This window comes from Psychrobacter aquimaris (assembly GCF_016107525.1).
Classification (GTDB): domain Bacteria; phylum Pseudomonadota; class Gammaproteobacteria; order Pseudomonadales; family Moraxellaceae; genus Psychrobacter; species Psychrobacter aquimaris.
On the sequence record NZ_JABASR010000008.1, the window covers coordinates 62,626 to 80,176 of the forward strand.

The window sequence follows — 17,551 nt, forward strand, 5'->3', positions numbered from 1 at the left end:
TAAAATCCTATTTATAAATAAATTTATCTTTTGAATCCTTTAAAACTAAATATTTTCTTAATTTTTGACTTATAGTGATAATAATTATAAAAAATCCAGTGAATGAAACGCTTTCTAAAAGAGAGAACACCATGAGCCAAGTTTTAGATGATATCGACAAAGCGATTTTAAATTTATTACAGGACGATGCGACTTTGCCATTGAAAACCGTGGCAGAACAAGTGCATGTGTCCATCGCTACTGCCCAGCGCCGTATTCAAGCATTAATAAGCAACGGCGTCATTACCAAACAAGTCGCTATCGTTGACCCAAATAAGGTGGGCTACGGACTGACTGCCGTGGTGATGATAGAGATGGCGCGCTCAAATACCTCGATGCAACATCGGTTTGAGCGCTTGATGAATACACAGCCACAAGTGATGAGCTGTTATGAGGTGTCGGGTGATGCAGATTTTATGTTGATGGTCAACGCCAAAAATATGAGTGATTACCATCGATTCACGACTGGGTTGCTTACCTATGAGAATAATGTGCACAACTTTAAAAGCCAATTTGTGATGAATTTTACTAAAAGTGGCACAAAGATTTTGCTCGATTAATTTGATTATAAAAACTGCTTGGCTGTTTAATTAAAAGTAGATAAGTCGCGGTCAAACAAGGTACGATATCAACGAAAGTTTGGCAGTAAATAATAAATGCCACACCAATAGTCCATCGCATAATAGACAAGGAAGCCTTAGCATGATTAAGAACACAGGTTCTATGAATAAAGAAAAGCATAATCACGTGGCGGTGAAAACATTGAATCTAAAAGCATTCAGTCTAAAATCACTCAACCCAAGATCCTTAAGCTTTAAAACAGTGATAACCGGCGTATCACTTGCGGCCTTGCTCGCCAGCTCAGGATGTGCCACCAGCTCATTATTAGACAGTGACAGTCATGTCAGCACAACGACAACTAAAAGTATTTTGTCGGAAGATCAAATCGTGGCGTTTGGTCGTCCTGCACAAGCATTGCCAAAAATGCCAAATGCGACCATGGTTATCGTTGGCGAAAAGAACAGCTATGTGCTGACCCAAGGCGGAACGGAGATGGTGGGTTTATTGACCAACTTAACGACAAAAAACATTCAAGTCGATAACGACATGAGTTTTTATGTGCCCAATAACGACGGCTATTTTCAGGGTGAGATGAAGCTGTCTTATGCCAAATTAAAAGATGAATTTAAACGCTCTGACTACCAGTTCTTTTTACAAAATAATGGCCGCGAGTGCACATCAGACAGCGACCAGCGTATCAATGCTCAGCGCTTTTGCTTTAGTATTCCTGTGAAAGGTGCTATCTATCCGCAGGTCAGTAATCTAAGCATGATTCAGTCGAATTATCGCGCCTTGAGCAAACCTTATACGGTCAGTTTTTATACACAAAGCCAGCAAAACCAAGTGTCTCGTCGTGGCGCAAATACGGCGCAAAAATTGGTCTTATTACCCTTTGCCTTAGCTTTTGACGTGGTTACTTTCCCATTTCAATTATTAGAGTAGTAAATCCTTACTATAAACGATGATTTAGAACAAAAAGATTATTAGTTGCTAGAAGCCTTTTTATTCATAGATTACTTAAACTATCAATAACTTATCGCTAATCGTTTATCACATCATGAGCGTAATTCATGTTAAAATGAGCGCTTTTAAATTAGCCGTTAATATTTTTAATGAATAACGGCTTTTTTTAGTGCCATTTTTCTAATTAACAGGTCCGCTCATGTCTGCCGATACCATCGCCCGCACCGCCTTTAAACAAGGCACCAAACCACTTTACGACTACGACAAACATTGGGCGAGCTGCTATGAGCCTGCGCCTTATTTGCCAATGAGCCGCAAAGAGATGGACGATTTGGGCTGGGATGCCTGTGATGTCATCATCATTTCAGGCGATGCTTATGTCGATCATCCAAGCTTTGGCATGGCGATTATCGGTCGTTTACTAGAGTCACAAGGCTTTCGTGTGGGTATCATTGCTCAGCCAGATTGGAAGAGCAAAGACGCCTTTATGGAATTGGGCAAACCTGTCTATGCGTATGGCGTGACCGCAGGCAACATGGACAGCATGATCAACCGCTATACCGCCGATCGCAAAATCCGTAGCGATGATGCGTACTCGCCGGGCAACGTGGCAAATAAACGCCCTGACCGCGCCGCTATCGTCTATAGCCAGCGCTGCCGCGAAGCCTATCCTGATGTGCCAATTATCCTAGGCGGTATCGAAGGCAGTCTACGCCGTATCGCTCATTATGATTACTGGTCGGATAAAGTCCGCCGTAGTATTTTGATGGATGCCCGTGCCGATGTTTTATTGTACGGTAATGCTGAACGTGCCATCGTCGATGTGGTACATGGCTTATCAAAAGGCTATAGCTTTGAGCAAATGAGCAAATTGCGTGGCACGTCATATCTATTGACGCCAACGCGCCGCCATTGGCAAGACGATATGACTGAAGTCGCTAGTAATGACGTCGATACCGTTGGCCGTGTTGACCCAATTATCAATCCGTATGTGATGACCGAAGACGTGGATCAATGCTCAATCGAGCAAGACAAGCCTAGTGACTCACCAGTTGGGCAAGCCATGTCGGGAATGGCAGGGCAATATCCAGGATTTGTCTCTGAACCAGTTGCCAATAAAATTCTAAATGCTGAGCAAGTTGACGAAGAAACACAAGTGGTGCAAATGCGTGGTTTTGATAAGCCAATGACGGCGCGTAAGCATAAACTAAAAATGCCACCACGTGAAAAGACAGTCATTCGTCTGCCTGATTATGAGCACGTCAAATCTGACCCTGTTTTATATGCTCATGCCAGCCGTATCTTACATCTTGAGACCAATCCGGGTAATGCCCGCGCCCTTGTGCAACGTCATAGTAGCGGTGCTGGTAACTCACACACCTCCATCGATGTCTGGCTCAATCCGCCACCGATTCCACTCTCGACTGAAGAGATGGATTATGTGTTTGACTTGCCGTACGCACGTTTGCCGCATCCAAGCTATGGCGATGCACGCATCCCTGCTTATGACATGATTAAGTTTTCTGTGAATATCATGCGCGGCTGCTTTGGTGGTTGTACTTTTTGCTCGATCACTGAGCACGAAGGACGCATTATCCAAAACCGTTCAGAAGAATCTATCCTACGGGAAGTCGAAGCCATTCGTGATACCGCACCTAACTACACTGGGGTAATATCCGACCTTGGTGGGCCAACGGCCAATATGTATCGTCTGAGCTGTAAAGATGAGACCATTGAAAAGAACTGCCGTAAGCCTTCTTGTGTCTATCCAGACGTCTGCGAAAACCTAATTACCGATCACAGTAATTTGACCAAACTGTATCGCAAAGCCCGTGATATCAAAGGCGTGAAAAAGATTCTCATCGCCTCTGGCTTGCGTTATGACTTGGCAGTAAAAGATCCAGAATACGTCAAAGAATTGGTCAGCCATCATGTCGGTGGTTATCTAAAAATTGCGCCTGAACATTCAGAAGAAAACGTCTTATCGAAAATGATGAAGCCGGGCATGGGCAGCTATGATAAATTCAAAGCCATGTTTGAACAGTACAGCCAAGAAGCAGGCAAAGAGCAATATCTGATTCCTTACTTTATCGCCGCGCATCCGGGCACTAAAGACGAGGATATGATGAACCTTGCGCTATGGCTCAAAAGCCATGGCTACCGCGCTGACCAAGTGCAGGCGTTTTATCCTAGCCCGATGGCGACAGCGACCACCATGTATCACACGCATAAAGATCCACTGCATAAAATCAGTCGTGATGAAGGTGATATGGATATCGTCAAATCTGGTAAACAACGTAAATTACACAAAGCGTTCTTGCGCTATCATGATCCAAAAAACTGGGTCATGTTGCGTAAAGCCCTGCAAGATATGGGTCGTGGTGATTTGATTGGTAAAAACCGTGGCTGCTTAATCCCGCCGTTTAACGCCAGTTTAGAGGGGCGCGATGCGGTACAAGACAGCTATCAATCAGCACGTAAAAAGAACAGCCGCTTGGGTAATGACTCAGTGAAGCGTAATAATAATTCGTCAACCAATAGCTCATCAGCTAAAGGCGCTGCGAGTCAAAATACGGTCAGCAAAAACACCAAGAAGCGCGTGAGCAAAGGCAATTTCCAAACGCAACATACTGGTCTGCCACCGCGTAAAACCAAGTAGTTAAAGCGCTGGGTCTCATTGCTAAATGCAGATGCCTAAATGAGTGACAAACACTTATTTAAGCTCATTAAAAAAAGCGTCTATCGATCAAAAGTTCGATAGGCGCTTTTTCATTTGAATTGGCTTATTTTTTAATTAATTAATAATTAAAGCTTAAATACCGACTAAAACGCGCCAAATGAAGCGTTACATTAGTCAGTGATTAAGTAACTTAATGAACACGTAACAAACAATTTCTAACATTCTTCAAGCGCCGTTTTCGTTACCATATGGGCTATATGCTTAACGCATTATTAAAAATAAATACATTATGATTTTTACATATTTGGAGAATGCCATGAACACCCTAACTAAATTTGCTGTTACTCTACCTACCCTTGCCCTATTAAGTGCTTGTGCGACCACGGCTCCTACTACGCCAAATGCATCAAACACGCCTGCATCAGAAAGCGTCACCGATGCCGCTTATGATCGTATGGCACCAGCACCTTATACCTGTACTGACGACAGCACCATCATGGCTAAACAATCTATCAATAAAAAACAAGTGATGCTCAATGCGACCTTGCCTAAAGTAAAATGGGCTGAGCAACCAATCATCTTAAATGGTGATGTGCAAGGTGATACCGCAAGCTACGTTAATGAGTCAAACCCAGAAGCTGTCTATGCATGGCACATGAAAGGCGACAAAGGTATTTTTGCCATCAAATGGGCAAACGGTACAGAATATCAAGTAAACTGCCAAATCTAATTAGCTAGCTATAAACAGTCTGCCAGTCGTAAAAAAGCAGTGGCATATACAAAACAGTCATCATAGGGTGGCTGTTTTTTTGCGTTTTGATTGAGTAATATTGTGCTGAATGTCTGTATAAAAACTGGCATCAAAACCACAGATTCAGGTCAAGCATTGATTAGAATAAACGGTTTGCTGCTTTTGTCTAGAGAAGCATCAAGAAACCTGTCAAAATAGCACTGATAGGACATTATTTATGATTAATAATACTGAGGATACGTCGATGGCTAAGCGCCTAATAAATATGATGATAATCGCTACTGCTAGCCTGTGGGCACTGGCAGGCTGCGACAACAGTGCTGAAATGGCTGCTCAAGCTTCTGAGCCAGCAGTGGCGACCGCAAACTCGTCCACGACAGCCACTAAGACTATCGACTGGTCTGTCATGGCGAGCGGTGAAAAGCCCGCTGACCCTGCCAATTATCAATATCCGTTTGCGCTTGATAGCCAAAATGTCCGTGACTACGCAGAATATTTCAAGGTAGATAATGCTACGGCTCAGCATAATCTGACCGTGAGCATGGCGAGCAATGAAGCACTATCGAAAGCCTTGGATCAGCTGAGTGAAAGCTATGTATCGCATGAGCTAACCGATGGCACTGATATGAAACTTATCATTCATACCACACCTGATATCGCTGCCAGTAGCTATGATTATGTACTGTCCGATGACTTTGCGAAAGGATTGGTATTACCAATTGAAATCAAGCCTGATGGTAAGAAAAGTGAAGCGAAGGCGCATGGGGAGATGACGGAGTAGAAGTTAATAGCGTGTGTTTTAATTTATATGACACACGCGACTAAAAAATATTAGGTCTGACGATATGGGTTGTTTGAAAGCTCAATTTTGACATTGGTATCGCAAAGTAGCTTAGCTAGATAAGGCTGATATTGAGTAGCTGCTGGGGCAATATATATTTTATCAAGGTGTGTTTTGACATCTGCTTCATACTCAACATATAAAAATTTCCCAAACTCCATTCTTACATTCTCGTTTTTCAAAGAAGTAACATATACAATACGACATTCTTGTTCTTCTTGGAAAGCTGAATGCTTAACAAGGTATTTAAGAGGTAATAAAATTTCATCAGCTATAATATCTAATTCATCTGTAATGCTTGAGTAATTACTATCTAACATTCGATATTGCTCATCTAATAAATTAAAGTTCACTTTAAGTTTATTTAGACTTCTTATTATAATCTCTTTTTTACTATCTACGTATTTTGTATACTCTTCCCAGTGCCTTTGAGCTTCACTTTTATCCTTAAACTCATTATAAAAAGTAATTTTATCTCGTTGAGCTAAATGTATATAATCATTTTTAACATTCAAGTACATACACCTAAATACATTTTGCTTATCTATCTCAGTAGCATTAGCATACTCTATCAATAAATTGTCTTTAATATCTTCTATTTTTTTTGTGTTAATAATATTTATTGGATCATTTAGTATTTTTCTGTACTTACTATATATATTTTTATCTAAGAAAAAATGCTTATTGAAGACTAAACTAACACCGGAAGCTTCTCTATTATTTTCTTTCCCATATAATCTAAACTGATTAAGGCTATCATGGTTAAAAGTAAAGCAACTTAAAAAAGCATGATAATCTACGTTTAAATCAACATTTTTTTTAATATTATATTTTTTCTCTTTAAGGTAGCCCATCAATAGATTACCTTCACTAGGATCATTAACATTATATATAGTACTCAATCTAAATAAACTTTTATTTTTCTCAGTATTATTTAATAAGTTATTTGCAACTATAGTACTAGTATAATGCGCAAGCTTTCTTTCATACTGATTCTCATGACTACAATCAACAATTAAATTATCCTGTATTACTAACACTTGCTTTAAAGAATCAAGAAAATATTCAGCGATTTTTTTAGTGTTCTCCCTAAGAAATAGCATACATATTCTTATCAAACAATAGTTTTCATAGGAATAAGAAGTACTTAGTGACTCGAACAATCTAAGAGCATCTTTATATTGCTCTTTATCAATAAGCTCACCCCCAAATTTAAACATGACATCTTCTACAGAGAGAAAACCTCCTTTTAGTACCACTGTACTTATGAGTTCAAACTCCTTATTTTCATATAATTTTATGAGCCTTTCGGAAGCTCTATAAACATTATTGTCAATATTCTTCTCAACAAGCGCTAAATTTATTTGAGCGAGATAGTAACTTATCTTATTATCAGTCTCTTTTATCTTACTTAAAGCTTCATATCCCAGACTATAGTCTTCATTAGAAAAACTAGTACTAAAAATTTTTAACTGAGCGGCTGTAAATGCCTCATCCCCATCTTTCTCACGCGTCACCTTCTGCAACTCTTCAATTTTTTTGCGAGTTTCTTCGTCCAGACCTTCCATGTCATCAATATTCATCATTTACTCCCCAACCAAAGCCAAAAACTCATCCTCGCCCACTACTTTCACACCCAGTTTTTCAGCTTTTGCCATCTTAGACCCAGCCTTGTCACCTGCTAGTAGTGCCGTGGTTTTCGCGGAGATACTGCCTGAGACTTTTGCACCTAGTGCTTGTAGTTTGGCTTTGGCTTCATCGCGTGCCATGCTATCGAGCGCACCGGTGATGACCCACGTTTGGCCATCGAGTGGCAGCCCTTCTGAGACGACCTGCTCGACCTTGTCCCAGTGCACGCCAGCTTCGCGTAATGCCGTGATGACTTCGATATTATGCGGTGCGCGGAAGAATTTATAAGCAAGTTCAGCGGTAATCGCGCCGACGTCAGGCGTTTGCAGTAGTTTATCGATATCAGCAGCCATCAGGCTATCAAGATCGCCAAATTGCTGCGCCAAATTCTGCGCCGTCGTCTCACCGACACCGCGAATACCCAGCGCATAAATAAAGCGAGCCAATGTCGTATGCTTACTGGCTTCGATAGCGCTGAGGATGTTTTGTACCGATTTTTCGCCCAGTTTCTCAAGCGTAATCAGCTCGTCTTGATGATTGTGCAATTGATAGATATCAGCGACTGTCTTCACCAAGCCATGCTCAAAAAAGCTAATCAGCCAACTTGCGCCTAAGCCATCGATATCCATTGCCCGACGCGAGACAAAGTGGATGAGCGCCTCGACCTGCTGCGCGGGACAAAATAGCCCACCAGTGCAACGCGCTAACGCTTCATCTTTGGGTAACACCACAGGTGAGTCGCATACTGGGCAGGTCGATGGCAACGTAACGGGTTCAGAATTTTCTGGACGTTGATCTGTCCAAACACGGGTCACTTTAGGAATCACATCGCCTGCACGGTGGACGCTGACCATATCACCTGCACGCACATCCAATCGCTGAATCTCGCCAAAGTTATGCAAGGTGACATTGCTGACAGTGACGCCACCGACTTTCACGGGTTCTAATTTACCAACGGGCGTAATCGCGCCAGTGCGCCCGACTTGCCATTCGATAGCATGCAAGCGTGTCATGACAGTTTCGGCAGGGAATTTATAAGCGGTCGCCCAGCGCGGCTCACGCGATAAAAAACCAAGCTGCTGCTGCAACGCCAAGCTATTGACCTTGATGACCATGCCATCAATCTCAAACGGCAGCTCGCCACGTGTCTCCTTTACCGATTCATAATAGGCTTGAGCCTCGCGTGGATTTTGTACCACCTCGACTGCACTCACGGTAAAGCCAATGGTTTTTAGCCATGCAAGCGCTGCTGATTGGGTTTTGATATGCTCAGGTAAACCTTGATTGACTGAATAACAGTAAAATGCGAGCGGACGGCTGGCGGCAATGGCAGGGTCAAGCTGACGTAAACTTCCAGCGGCAGCATTGCGTGGATTAGCAAAAGTTTTGTCGCCCTTTTCTTCAGCAAGGCGATTCAAACGCTCAAAGCCCGCTTTCGGCATCAGCACCTCACCGCGTACTTCCAATAATGGAATCTCGCTTGCAGACGCGAGCCAAAGTGGCAAATTGCGAATGGTTTTGGCATTTTGGGTGATGTCCTCCCCAGTTTGCCCATCACCGCGTGTCACCGCTTGGACAAACTTACCATAAGCATATTTGAGTGACACCGCCAAGCCATCGAGCTTTAGCTCCATCTCGTATTCAGGGTTTTTCTGCGCATCATTGAGACGATCATTCACGCGGCGCATAAAGCCATGTAACTCATCATAATCAAAGACGTTACCGAGCGAGAGCATGGGAATATCATGAGTGACTTGGGTAAAAGCAGATAGCGGCATGTCGCCAACTTGATTGATTGGGCTATCTGGCTGTACCAAATCAGGATATTGTTCTTCAAGCTCCAATAAAGAGCGGCGCAACTGATCGTATTCGCTGTCTTCTAAAATGGGATTATCAAGCACATAATAGGCATAATTATGCTGCTTAAGGGCATCGATAAACGTGCGCATTTGGGTGACGATAGCATTATCACTGTCTGTAGATTGTGCAGTATCGATATTTTTAGAGGTAAGCGGTAAGATAGGGTCAGTCATAGTCGGCGTCTTTTCTTTGCGATTCAAGATGCCGATATGATAACAAGTTTGCAGGATACTCGGATATCATTTTGTAGAAAACTAATTCTGTAGAAAACCAAGTTTATAGAAAATCAGGCTAATAAAAAATGCATAACCCGAAAACTAAAAAAGGCAAATAACGTCAATCGCTATTTGCCTTTTAGAATACTGCTAATATGAATCAGCTTTTATTAATCAGTTAGAACTAACCTTCATAATCGCGAACTTGGTTACGCAATTGCTGTTTGTATTCAGGGGTGATTGGTTCGTTCTCTTCATCGAGCATAATGGCGTCCAAGTCGCTTGCCATCATATAAGCAATACTCATCATACTATCGAAGCTACGCAGCGCTTGTGGATGCGGCAGCGATAAGAAAACCACCACGCCATTATAGGTATTGGTCGCCACGCTATGCGGATCAAAAGGCGCAATGCCACTATCGGTGATACCCATCATGCTAAACCATAGCATACCCGTGCCGTCTTTTTGCTCATAGCGATGGAACATATTCATCGCGCCATAGCGCAGACCATACTTATCAATTAATGCCAATAAATCACGACCACGGATAATCGCGGCTGGACGGTCGCGATATTGATGCGGCAAAATGGTGATATTAATATTGTCTTTGGCATTAATTAATGGACCGTTTTGCGCTTCATCTACTGGCTCTGATAAATGCTGATCGAGTATCGGACTGTTATTATCGAAGCTTGGCTCGTCTGCGGTATCAATAGAAGGCATCAAGCTATCAGTTGCGGACATTAAGCTTGAAAACGCATCCTGCTCTTGCTCGACATGCATCTGATCAGCGGCTTCTACAAACTCGCTGTTGTCAGCACGCTGTTGCTCTTCTTGCCAGCGCACATAGTCGGCATTATCTATTGTGTTACTATCGGCATCATTAACATCCGCATGCCCATCTGTTAGCTGCGCATCGACATTGGTATGAGATTGGGTCAAAGGCTTGTCTTCGACCACCGCATTTAGATAACTGCGATCAGGGGTGATGCTTGTTTCGCCAGCGACCGTATCGTCCAAGTCTGGCTGATCTACGATATTGCGTTCATGACGCGGTATGATAGGAATACCGTTTTTATCATAATTGACCGCTACCGCTTCAGCATTGTTGCGGCGCTTAAAGCTACGAATGACCATAAATAGCCCTGCAAGCACGATAAATGCGGCAATGGCAATCAATATAAACTGAATAGCGGTCATGAGAAATACATCCTAATATATGACAAAAGGGAATACATAAGAGGGAATGAATGGCAATAGTCTAGCATGGCTAATTAATATCGTCACCATATAGTCATCGTTTACCATGAGGCTGACACACTTGCGTGACCTTATGACCTCATTCCTAACTATACCACTAGCAATGGCTGCCAGTTATCAATTATTTTATTACTGGGCTGCTCTTAATCAGAAAGGTAACGTGCTGCTTCGTCGAGTGAGACGCTGACCAAGGTAGAAATGCCCGCGCTTGGCATGGTGACGCCTTTTAACTCATCAGCAATCTGCATCGTCAATTTATTATGGCTAATAAAAATAAACTGCAAATCGTCTGCTAATTCATGAATGAGGCTGGTAAAACGGGCGACGTTGGCGTCATCAAGTGGCGCATCAACTTCATCTAGTACACAAAATGGGGCAGGATGCTGCTTAAATATCGCAAAAATCAAACTCAATGCAGTAAGCGTCTTTTCGCCGCCTGAAAGCACGGCAAGACGACTATTACGTTTGCCTTTTGGCTGTGCCATTAACGTTAGCCCTGCCCGCCACTGTTCTGATTTTGGTGCATTGATAGGCATATCGTCAGTATTGAGCGTTAAACTGGCTTGCCCGCCACCAAACACTTTAGCAAATAAATTAGCAAGCTCAGTATTGACCGCATCGAGCGTCTGCATAAATAAGGTCTTGGTGGTCTCATCAATTGATGCAATCGCCTCCGTCAACGTCTGCATACTGGCAGCAATATCTGTTGTCTGCTGCGCAAGTGGCTCTAAGCGCTCATTAACTTCTGCCAACTCTGCCACCGCTGCCAAGTTAACTGCGCCAATTTTGCTTAGCTGCTGCTCAAGCTGCGCGCGCTCAGACTCAAGCTCAGCGATTTTGTCTGGGCGCACACGGCGATCATGGGCGATAAAATCTGCTAGCAAGTTTGAGACGCTCATTATTTGCTGATGATGCGATATTTCCGATGGCGCTTTATATTTATGACTCACTTTATGGTAAGCCTCTAGTGCTTCTTGCGTATGACTACTAGCATCCTCTAATTTCGCAGCGCTTAATGCCAACTCGGTGGCAAGTCGGGCAAGCGCACTTTGCTGAGTTTGCAGTGTGTTTTGACAGCTATCTAGCTCTACCTGCTGCTGACTGTACTCTTGCTTAAGCACCGTTAATGCTGTCTCGCGTGTCGTCAATACTGCCTGCTGCTCATCGCGCGTGGTCTGTGCTGTTTGTAATGCGGCTTGTAGTGCTGGTAGTTTATTTTGCTGCTGCTCAAGACGTGCCGTTAGACTTTGCTCGCTTTGTAGCGACTTGTCATGCTGTTCGGTCGCACGAACAAAACTACTGACACTATGCTCTAAACGCATCTCACTTTGTTGAATACGAAGTTGCAATGCTTGCCAAGCATCATCATCCGCTTGTCGGGTACGACTTAGCTCACTGCGCTCAGCTTGTAATTGCTGAGTTGCCGCACGAGCATCCAATATCTGTGGCGTCAGCGCCGCTATCTCGCTTTGGAGGTGCTGCTGCTCATGATTGAGCGCTTGCTGCTCTTGCACCAGCTCCTGTTGCTCTTGCTCAAGGGTAGCTTTTTCAGCATCGATGCGTTGGCTGTCCGCTTGTAAGCGCTCAGCGTTGGCGCGCTGGCTGGTGAGTTTTTGCTGATACTGATGCTTATCGCGGGTTAATTGCTCAGCTTGCGCACGAGTCTCTTCTAAGCTGACTGTCAGCGCATCATAGGTACGCTGGTTATTAGCAATGGTCTTTTGTTGGTCTTGTATTTTGCTTTCAAATTCATCCAGTAACCCTTCTAACGCTTGCAAACGACTGCGCTGTTGCAAACGTTGCGTGAGGAACTGGTTATTGCTCTCATTTTCCCCATTTTGTGCACCAACAAACTTACTGAGATTTATCGTGCCCTGACGACTAATAATCCAACCGTCAGTCGTTAGTAAAATGGCTGACAATGGCAATACTTTTAAGATGTCGGTAAGCGCCTCAAAATCCTGCTGATTAGTCGTTTGAGATTGCGCAATATATAAATAACACTGTTGCCAAAGCGTTAATTTCGGTGTGCTAATCAGCTGTGATAAAGGCAATATTTTATCAACCAAGTTATCTGGCAAAGCACTGATAAATGGCGTTGAATCTGTATCATTTGTCTGAGCAGATAGCCATAAGCTATGACGGGCTTCTGTTTTGATTGATAACTTGTCTACTGTATTGGTTTGCGCATTTTGATAAACAAATAAATCTTTTAACTCATGCTCAAGCATCTGCCATAAGCTATGCACTTTCTCAGAATCATCGTTAGCGTTATCGATGCTTGACTGATTCGTTTGATTTGAGATTAATACATGGCTGTCTAACCATAACGCCAACACGCTATCAAGTAGCTCTGCGTGCTCCTGACCTTTTTCACTTAGCTCAATCTGTTGACGCAAGGTAGTAATGGCCAATTGGTTATAGTCGCTAGCTACTTCATTTTCTAAATCACTTTTAATATCAGCAGTTTTTGCATGAACAAGCGATTGCGATTTTGGTGTAGGCTTCGGATGCAATATCTGGTGCAGGGTATCGTACTCTCCTGCCAATACCGCGTGGCGCTTCTCATTCTCGCTCAACTCGCGCTGCTGCGTATTTAAACGCTGCTGTAAATCATGCGCTTGCGGTTGTAGCTCAGACAGTCGTTCATCGAGTCTGTCTTGTTGGCGTTCAATCTGCTGCAATTGTTTGTTTAACTCAGCGACTTGCGCCGCTAACGTCTGCTGCAAAAGTTTCGCATCAGTATTCTCTTGTAAACCAGTACTTTCAATTGGTGATAACGACTGTTGTAGTTGCTGCCATAAATGCTGCCAATTTTGCTGGCGGCGCTGCCATTTATCATGGTTTTTCTGATAACGTTTTTGTGCTTGGCTATTAATCGCTTGCTGCTGTTCAAGCGAGCGCGCAGTATCTTGCAGCCTTGATAGCTGGTTTTGCGCGTCATGGTAGGCGCGCTGTAATGGTTGCTCGTTGCGTTTATGCGCTTCACGTTTATTCGTTAATTCAATGAGCTGTGGACGCAATCCTTCTAGCACATTCTGCTGCTCAACTTGCTCAGCCTTCAAGCGATTTATCTCATCGACTGCTTGCTTACGTTGTTGATCCAAGCTGGCAAGCTGCTGCTCAATAGCAGTCAGCTGTGACTTGGCATCGCCTAATTGATGCTCTGCTTGTTGATAGCTTAGCTGCTGTTGATAATAGATACTTTGAGCATCATCTTTTAGCCATTGCTCTTGATTGATACGGGCGGCAAGTTTATCTTGCTTGGCTTTTAGGGTTTCATAGTTGGCTTGTGAAGTTGATAATTCAGTGGCGCTGCGCTCATGCGCTATTTTTTGCTGCTGCTGAGTATGCTTGGCTTGATAGAGCTGCTGAATGGCAAGTTGCTGTTTGATATCAGCAAGCGACAACGCTAACGCTTCGTAACGCTCAGCACTAGCGGCTTGTTTAGACAGACGCTTTTGTTGGCTGACCAGCTCACTTTGCATATCATGTAGACGTGCTAAATTATCTTTAGTTTTCTCTAACTTCTTTTGCGTTTCTTCACGGCGCGCTTGATAACGCGAAACTCCTGCCGCCTCTTCGATAAACTCACGCAGCTGCATCGGGCTAGATTCAACAATCCGCCCAATCATGCCCTGCTCGATGACGGCATAACTGCGCGCGCCAAGTCCCGTACCTAAGAATACATCGACGACATCACGGCGACGACAGCGCGTGCCATTGATAAAATAATCCGAGCGCCCTTCTTTATTGACCTGACGGCGAACGGACAGCTCTTGATACAGGTTAAACTCGTGGCGAATGCCAGTATGCTCGTCTTGGGTATGCTCAAAGGTCAGCTCGACACTGGCGACACTTTTGGCGGCTTTATCTTGCGTACCCGCAAAGATAACATCACTCATCGCCCCGCCACGTAACTGCTTAGCTGAGGTTTCGCCTAGCACCCAACGAATGGCATCAATGACGTTGGATTTGCCACAGCCGTTCGGCCCGACAATGGCGGTGATACCATGACGAAAGGTAAAAGTCGTTGGATTGGCAAAGGATTTAAAGCCTGCCAGCTTTAGAGATTTTAGACGCATGAAGGATCAGTAAATATGGCGAAAACAGGCGGCTATTCTACCTGAAATTGTGGTGTTTGTGCTTACGATAGACAATACCATTAATCTCTAAGAGAACATTAAAAATTACCCGTGAAAAATAACGAAGGAAATAAGACTATTCCTAAGAAGTGACTATTTGCGTATATTCATTAGCATGTCGTTTAACAACTTTTAATAGGTTATCAGCTTCTCTATCAAAATCCTCTTTAATAACTCTACATTGTTCGAAACTACCAGCAAATAATTCGATATATAACTTAACGAGTTGTTTAGAAAATTTTTCGTAGTCCTCTTCTAATAAAGGGAAATGAAGCATGACTAAGGTATCAACTTCAGCCATTAACATCATGAATGTCTCCATCGTAAAATTTAAATTTTCATTTCTTGAACGATAATATACGCCTTCATAAGCCATATAAGCTAGGCGATATAGCTTAATAATTAATTGCTCATACTTTTCACGTGTGAAGACTTTCACTTCCTTGTTATGTTCTAACTTCAATTTATCAATATCATGCTTATGTATTTGTTTATTCGTTATATAAGGAAGTAATCCACCAATGAGAACACCTAAGAGACTAGCTATTACTGCAAACATTTTTAACTCCTTATATGATAATCAAAATTAAAAACGATTGGTTTCTTACAACACCCCAATCCCACTTAACAATAATTGCCCGCCTGCAAATAATAACAACACCCCAAAGGCACGCTTAAGCGTTAGCGCAGGCAATTGGTGCGCAAGCTTGGCACCGACTTTTGCCATCGCAAAGCTAGCGACGGAAATACATAAAAAACCCGTGATATGCACAAAACCTATCGTGCCCTCAGGCAGATTGACCACATCTTGCCCGAACCATGCAAACCCTGCTGCACCAGCCAATGCAATCGGCAATCCACAAGCGGCAGACGTACCGACCGACTGCTTCATCGGTAATCCTGCCCAATTTAAAAACGGTACGGTTAAGCTGCCACCACCAATACCAAAAATAGACGACGCCATACCAATCCCTGTACCCGCGCCGAACTGTACGCCAGCTGACGGTAGCGGTTTGCCCAGCTGCTCTTTATTGGACAAAAACAGCATTTTTAAAGCGACCAATAACGCGCCGATACCGATGATGGCTTGCAGTACTTTACCGTCAATCATATCGGCAATACCGGCTCCCACCAAACTACCGATTACCAAGCCGAGTGCCATTTTGCGCCACACTTCCCAACGCACGCCACCATGCTTATTGTGGGCGGTCAATGAGCTGATCGAAGTCACAACGATGGTTGCCAGTGACGTACCAATCGCCAAATGAGTCACCACTTCTGGCGAAAAATCATAAGCGGTAAAAATCCAAACCAATGCTGGTACGATAATCATGCCGCCGCCCACACCAAATAGACCTGCACTGACACCCGCAAACGCGCCTGCAATCACAAACCATACATATAACATCATCGAATCAGTCCTTTATCGCACTTATTTTTATAAAAATTCTTTAGTTTTATAATCACTTGCCTATCGCATTTGCCAAATCACAATCCGACCTTTATGCTGTTTATTTGGTATTGTCTAATCGTGACAATCTCATGACAATCGCCCAGTATAACAAAGATTATCCACGCTATATTAACCACATCGACGAAACTTATGCCGCCATTTTCTAATTTTTCTGACGACCCATCCGACTCATTAGAGCTTCATCATTTACCAGAGCTGAACCATCGTCACCTTGTCAACAGTGCCTCTACCAATAGCGAGCTGATAGCAGACGTGCAAAATGGCACGTTAAATGCTGCGGAGATGCATCTACTGACCGCTGAAACCCAAAGCGCAGGTCGTGGACAACACGGGCGCTCGTGGCAATCACCACGCGGCAATGTCTATCTGTCGTTATATCATCCTGTTCATCTGCCGATTAGCGGTTTACTGTCATTAATCATCGGCGTTGAACTGGCAAAAATGCCCGTTATTCAAATATTAAATGAGCAATTGCGCGCGCAAGGATTGACGCCAATCGGCGTAAAATGGGCAAATGATTTGGGCTTCTATCAACCGCCATCTGACTCAGTGTTAAATGAGCCTAAACTGGCAGCACAGACCCTACCTTTTAATAAACTTGCGGGTATTTTGATTGAGCCTGTCACCCAAGCGGGCAAATTGGTCGGCGTGGTGATGGGCGTAGGACTTAATGTACAGGCAACGCCCAAACTCACTACAAAAACTTGCGAAGGCATGAGCTATCAAGCGATTAGCCTACAGGATATTTATGAGAGGCTAAAACCAGAGACAGATATTGTGAGTCTACCAAGCCTAAAAATACTTTACCAACAAATGAGTAAAGCACTGCTAGCCGCGATGACACGCTTTGAGCACCTAGGATTAGAGAAGCCCACTGGTCAAAGCTATAATTTGGACAGCTTTTTAAAACAGTTTGATTCGATGGATGCATTGGCAGGATTACGCTTGCACGTTACTCAAGAGCATAACGGTAAAACAGATAGCATCACAGGTTATGCTTGTGGTCTTGATACACATGGATGTTTGCAATTACGTCAAGATAACGGTAAGATTTCTGCGCTTTTTACCGGACGCATCGACGTTATTGATAAGACTTAAATCAAAGACCCAATGGGCACGATATAAAGGGATT

Annotated in this window: 12 protein-coding genes; 6 read left to right on the forward strand and 6 right to left on the reverse strand. The window is 43.4% G+C overall.

All coding sequences use genetic code 11. The features are described 5' to 3' along the window. Nucleotides 1–131 precede the first annotated feature (131 nt). The 5 genes from JFC10_RS08605 (at nucleotide 132) to JFC10_RS08625 (ending at nucleotide 5,775) form a co-directional block, all read left to right on the forward strand. On the forward strand, nucleotides 132–599 hold the full coding sequence (locus JFC10_RS08605; protein ID WP_193013245.1) for an Lrp/AsnC family transcriptional regulator: 468 nt from the start codon (nucleotides 132–134) through the stop codon (nucleotides 597–599). A gap of 142 nt (nucleotides 600–741) precedes the next feature. Then, nucleotides 742–1,542, forward strand: a complete 801-nt coding sequence (locus JFC10_RS08610) for a YidX family protein (RefSeq protein ID WP_227685785.1) — start codon at nucleotides 742–744, stop codon at nucleotides 1,540–1,542. Between the two features lie 220 nt (nucleotides 1,543–1,762). After that, nucleotides 1,763–4,222, forward strand: coding sequence for a YgiQ family radical SAM protein (locus tag JFC10_RS08615; RefSeq protein WP_198332501.1), 2,460 nt, complete (start codon nucleotides 1,763–1,765; stop codon nucleotides 4,220–4,222). 337 nt (nucleotides 4,223–4,559) lie between these two features. After that, on the forward strand, nucleotides 4,560–4,973 hold the full coding sequence (locus JFC10_RS08620) for a hypothetical protein (protein ID WP_198332502.1): 414 nt from the start codon (nucleotides 4,560–4,562) through the stop codon (nucleotides 4,971–4,973). 238 nt (nucleotides 4,974–5,211) lie between these two features. Next, on the forward strand, nucleotides 5,212–5,775 hold the full coding sequence (locus JFC10_RS08625) for a hypothetical protein (RefSeq protein WP_227685782.1): 564 nt from the start codon (nucleotides 5,212–5,214) through the stop codon (nucleotides 5,773–5,775). Nucleotides 5,776–5,825: 50 nt separating this feature from the next. Here the strand turns inward: JFC10_RS08625 and JFC10_RS08630 are convergent, their stop codons facing one another. From JFC10_RS08630 to JFC10_RS08655, 6 genes are all read right to left on the reverse strand, one after another. Next, nucleotides 5,826–7,421 carry a DUF2971 domain-containing protein gene (locus JFC10_RS08630; RefSeq protein WP_198332503.1) on the reverse strand — a complete coding sequence of 532 codons (1,596 nt, stop codon included), beginning with the start codon at nucleotides 7,419–7,421 and terminating at the stop codon, nucleotides 5,826–5,828. Beyond that, nucleotides 7,422–9,497: an NAD-dependent DNA ligase LigA gene (gene ligA, locus JFC10_RS08635; protein WP_198332504.1), complete on the reverse strand. Its 2,076-nt coding sequence runs from the start codon at nucleotides 9,495–9,497 to the stop codon at nucleotides 7,422–7,424. It abuts the gene before it with no gap. Between the two features lie 226 nt (nucleotides 9,498–9,723). Continuing rightward, nucleotides 9,724–10,740, reverse strand: coding sequence for a cell division protein ZipA (locus JFC10_RS08640; RefSeq protein ID WP_198332505.1), 1,017 nt, complete (start codon nucleotides 10,738–10,740; stop codon nucleotides 9,724–9,726). Nucleotides 10,741–10,943: 203 nt separating this feature from the next. Beyond that, the gene (locus JFC10_RS08645) at nucleotides 10,944–14,885 is read right to left on the reverse strand and encodes an AAA family ATPase (protein ID WP_198332506.1); all 3,942 of its coding nucleotides are present in this window, start codon (nucleotides 14,883–14,885) and stop codon (nucleotides 10,944–10,946) included. 142 nt (nucleotides 14,886–15,027) lie between these two features. After that, complete coding sequence (locus tag JFC10_RS08650) at nucleotides 15,028–15,504, reverse strand: hypothetical protein (RefSeq protein WP_198332507.1); 477 nt, start codon at nucleotides 15,502–15,504, stop codon at nucleotides 15,028–15,030. Nucleotides 15,505–15,549: 45 nt separating this feature from the next. After that, a complete protein-coding gene (locus JFC10_RS08655) occupies nucleotides 15,550–16,353 on the reverse strand; it encodes a sulfite exporter TauE/SafE family protein (RefSeq protein ID WP_198332574.1) in 804 nt (267 codons plus the stop codon). A 195-nt stretch (nucleotides 16,354–16,548) separates the two neighbouring features. Here JFC10_RS08655 and JFC10_RS08660 point away from each other — a divergent pair, with 195 nt between their 5' ends. Continuing rightward, entirely contained in the window at nucleotides 16,549–17,517 is a 969-nt protein-coding gene (locus JFC10_RS08660; RefSeq protein WP_198332508.1) for a biotin--[acetyl-CoA-carboxylase] ligase, read from the forward strand. Nucleotides 17,518–17,551: the final 34 nt, after the last annotated feature.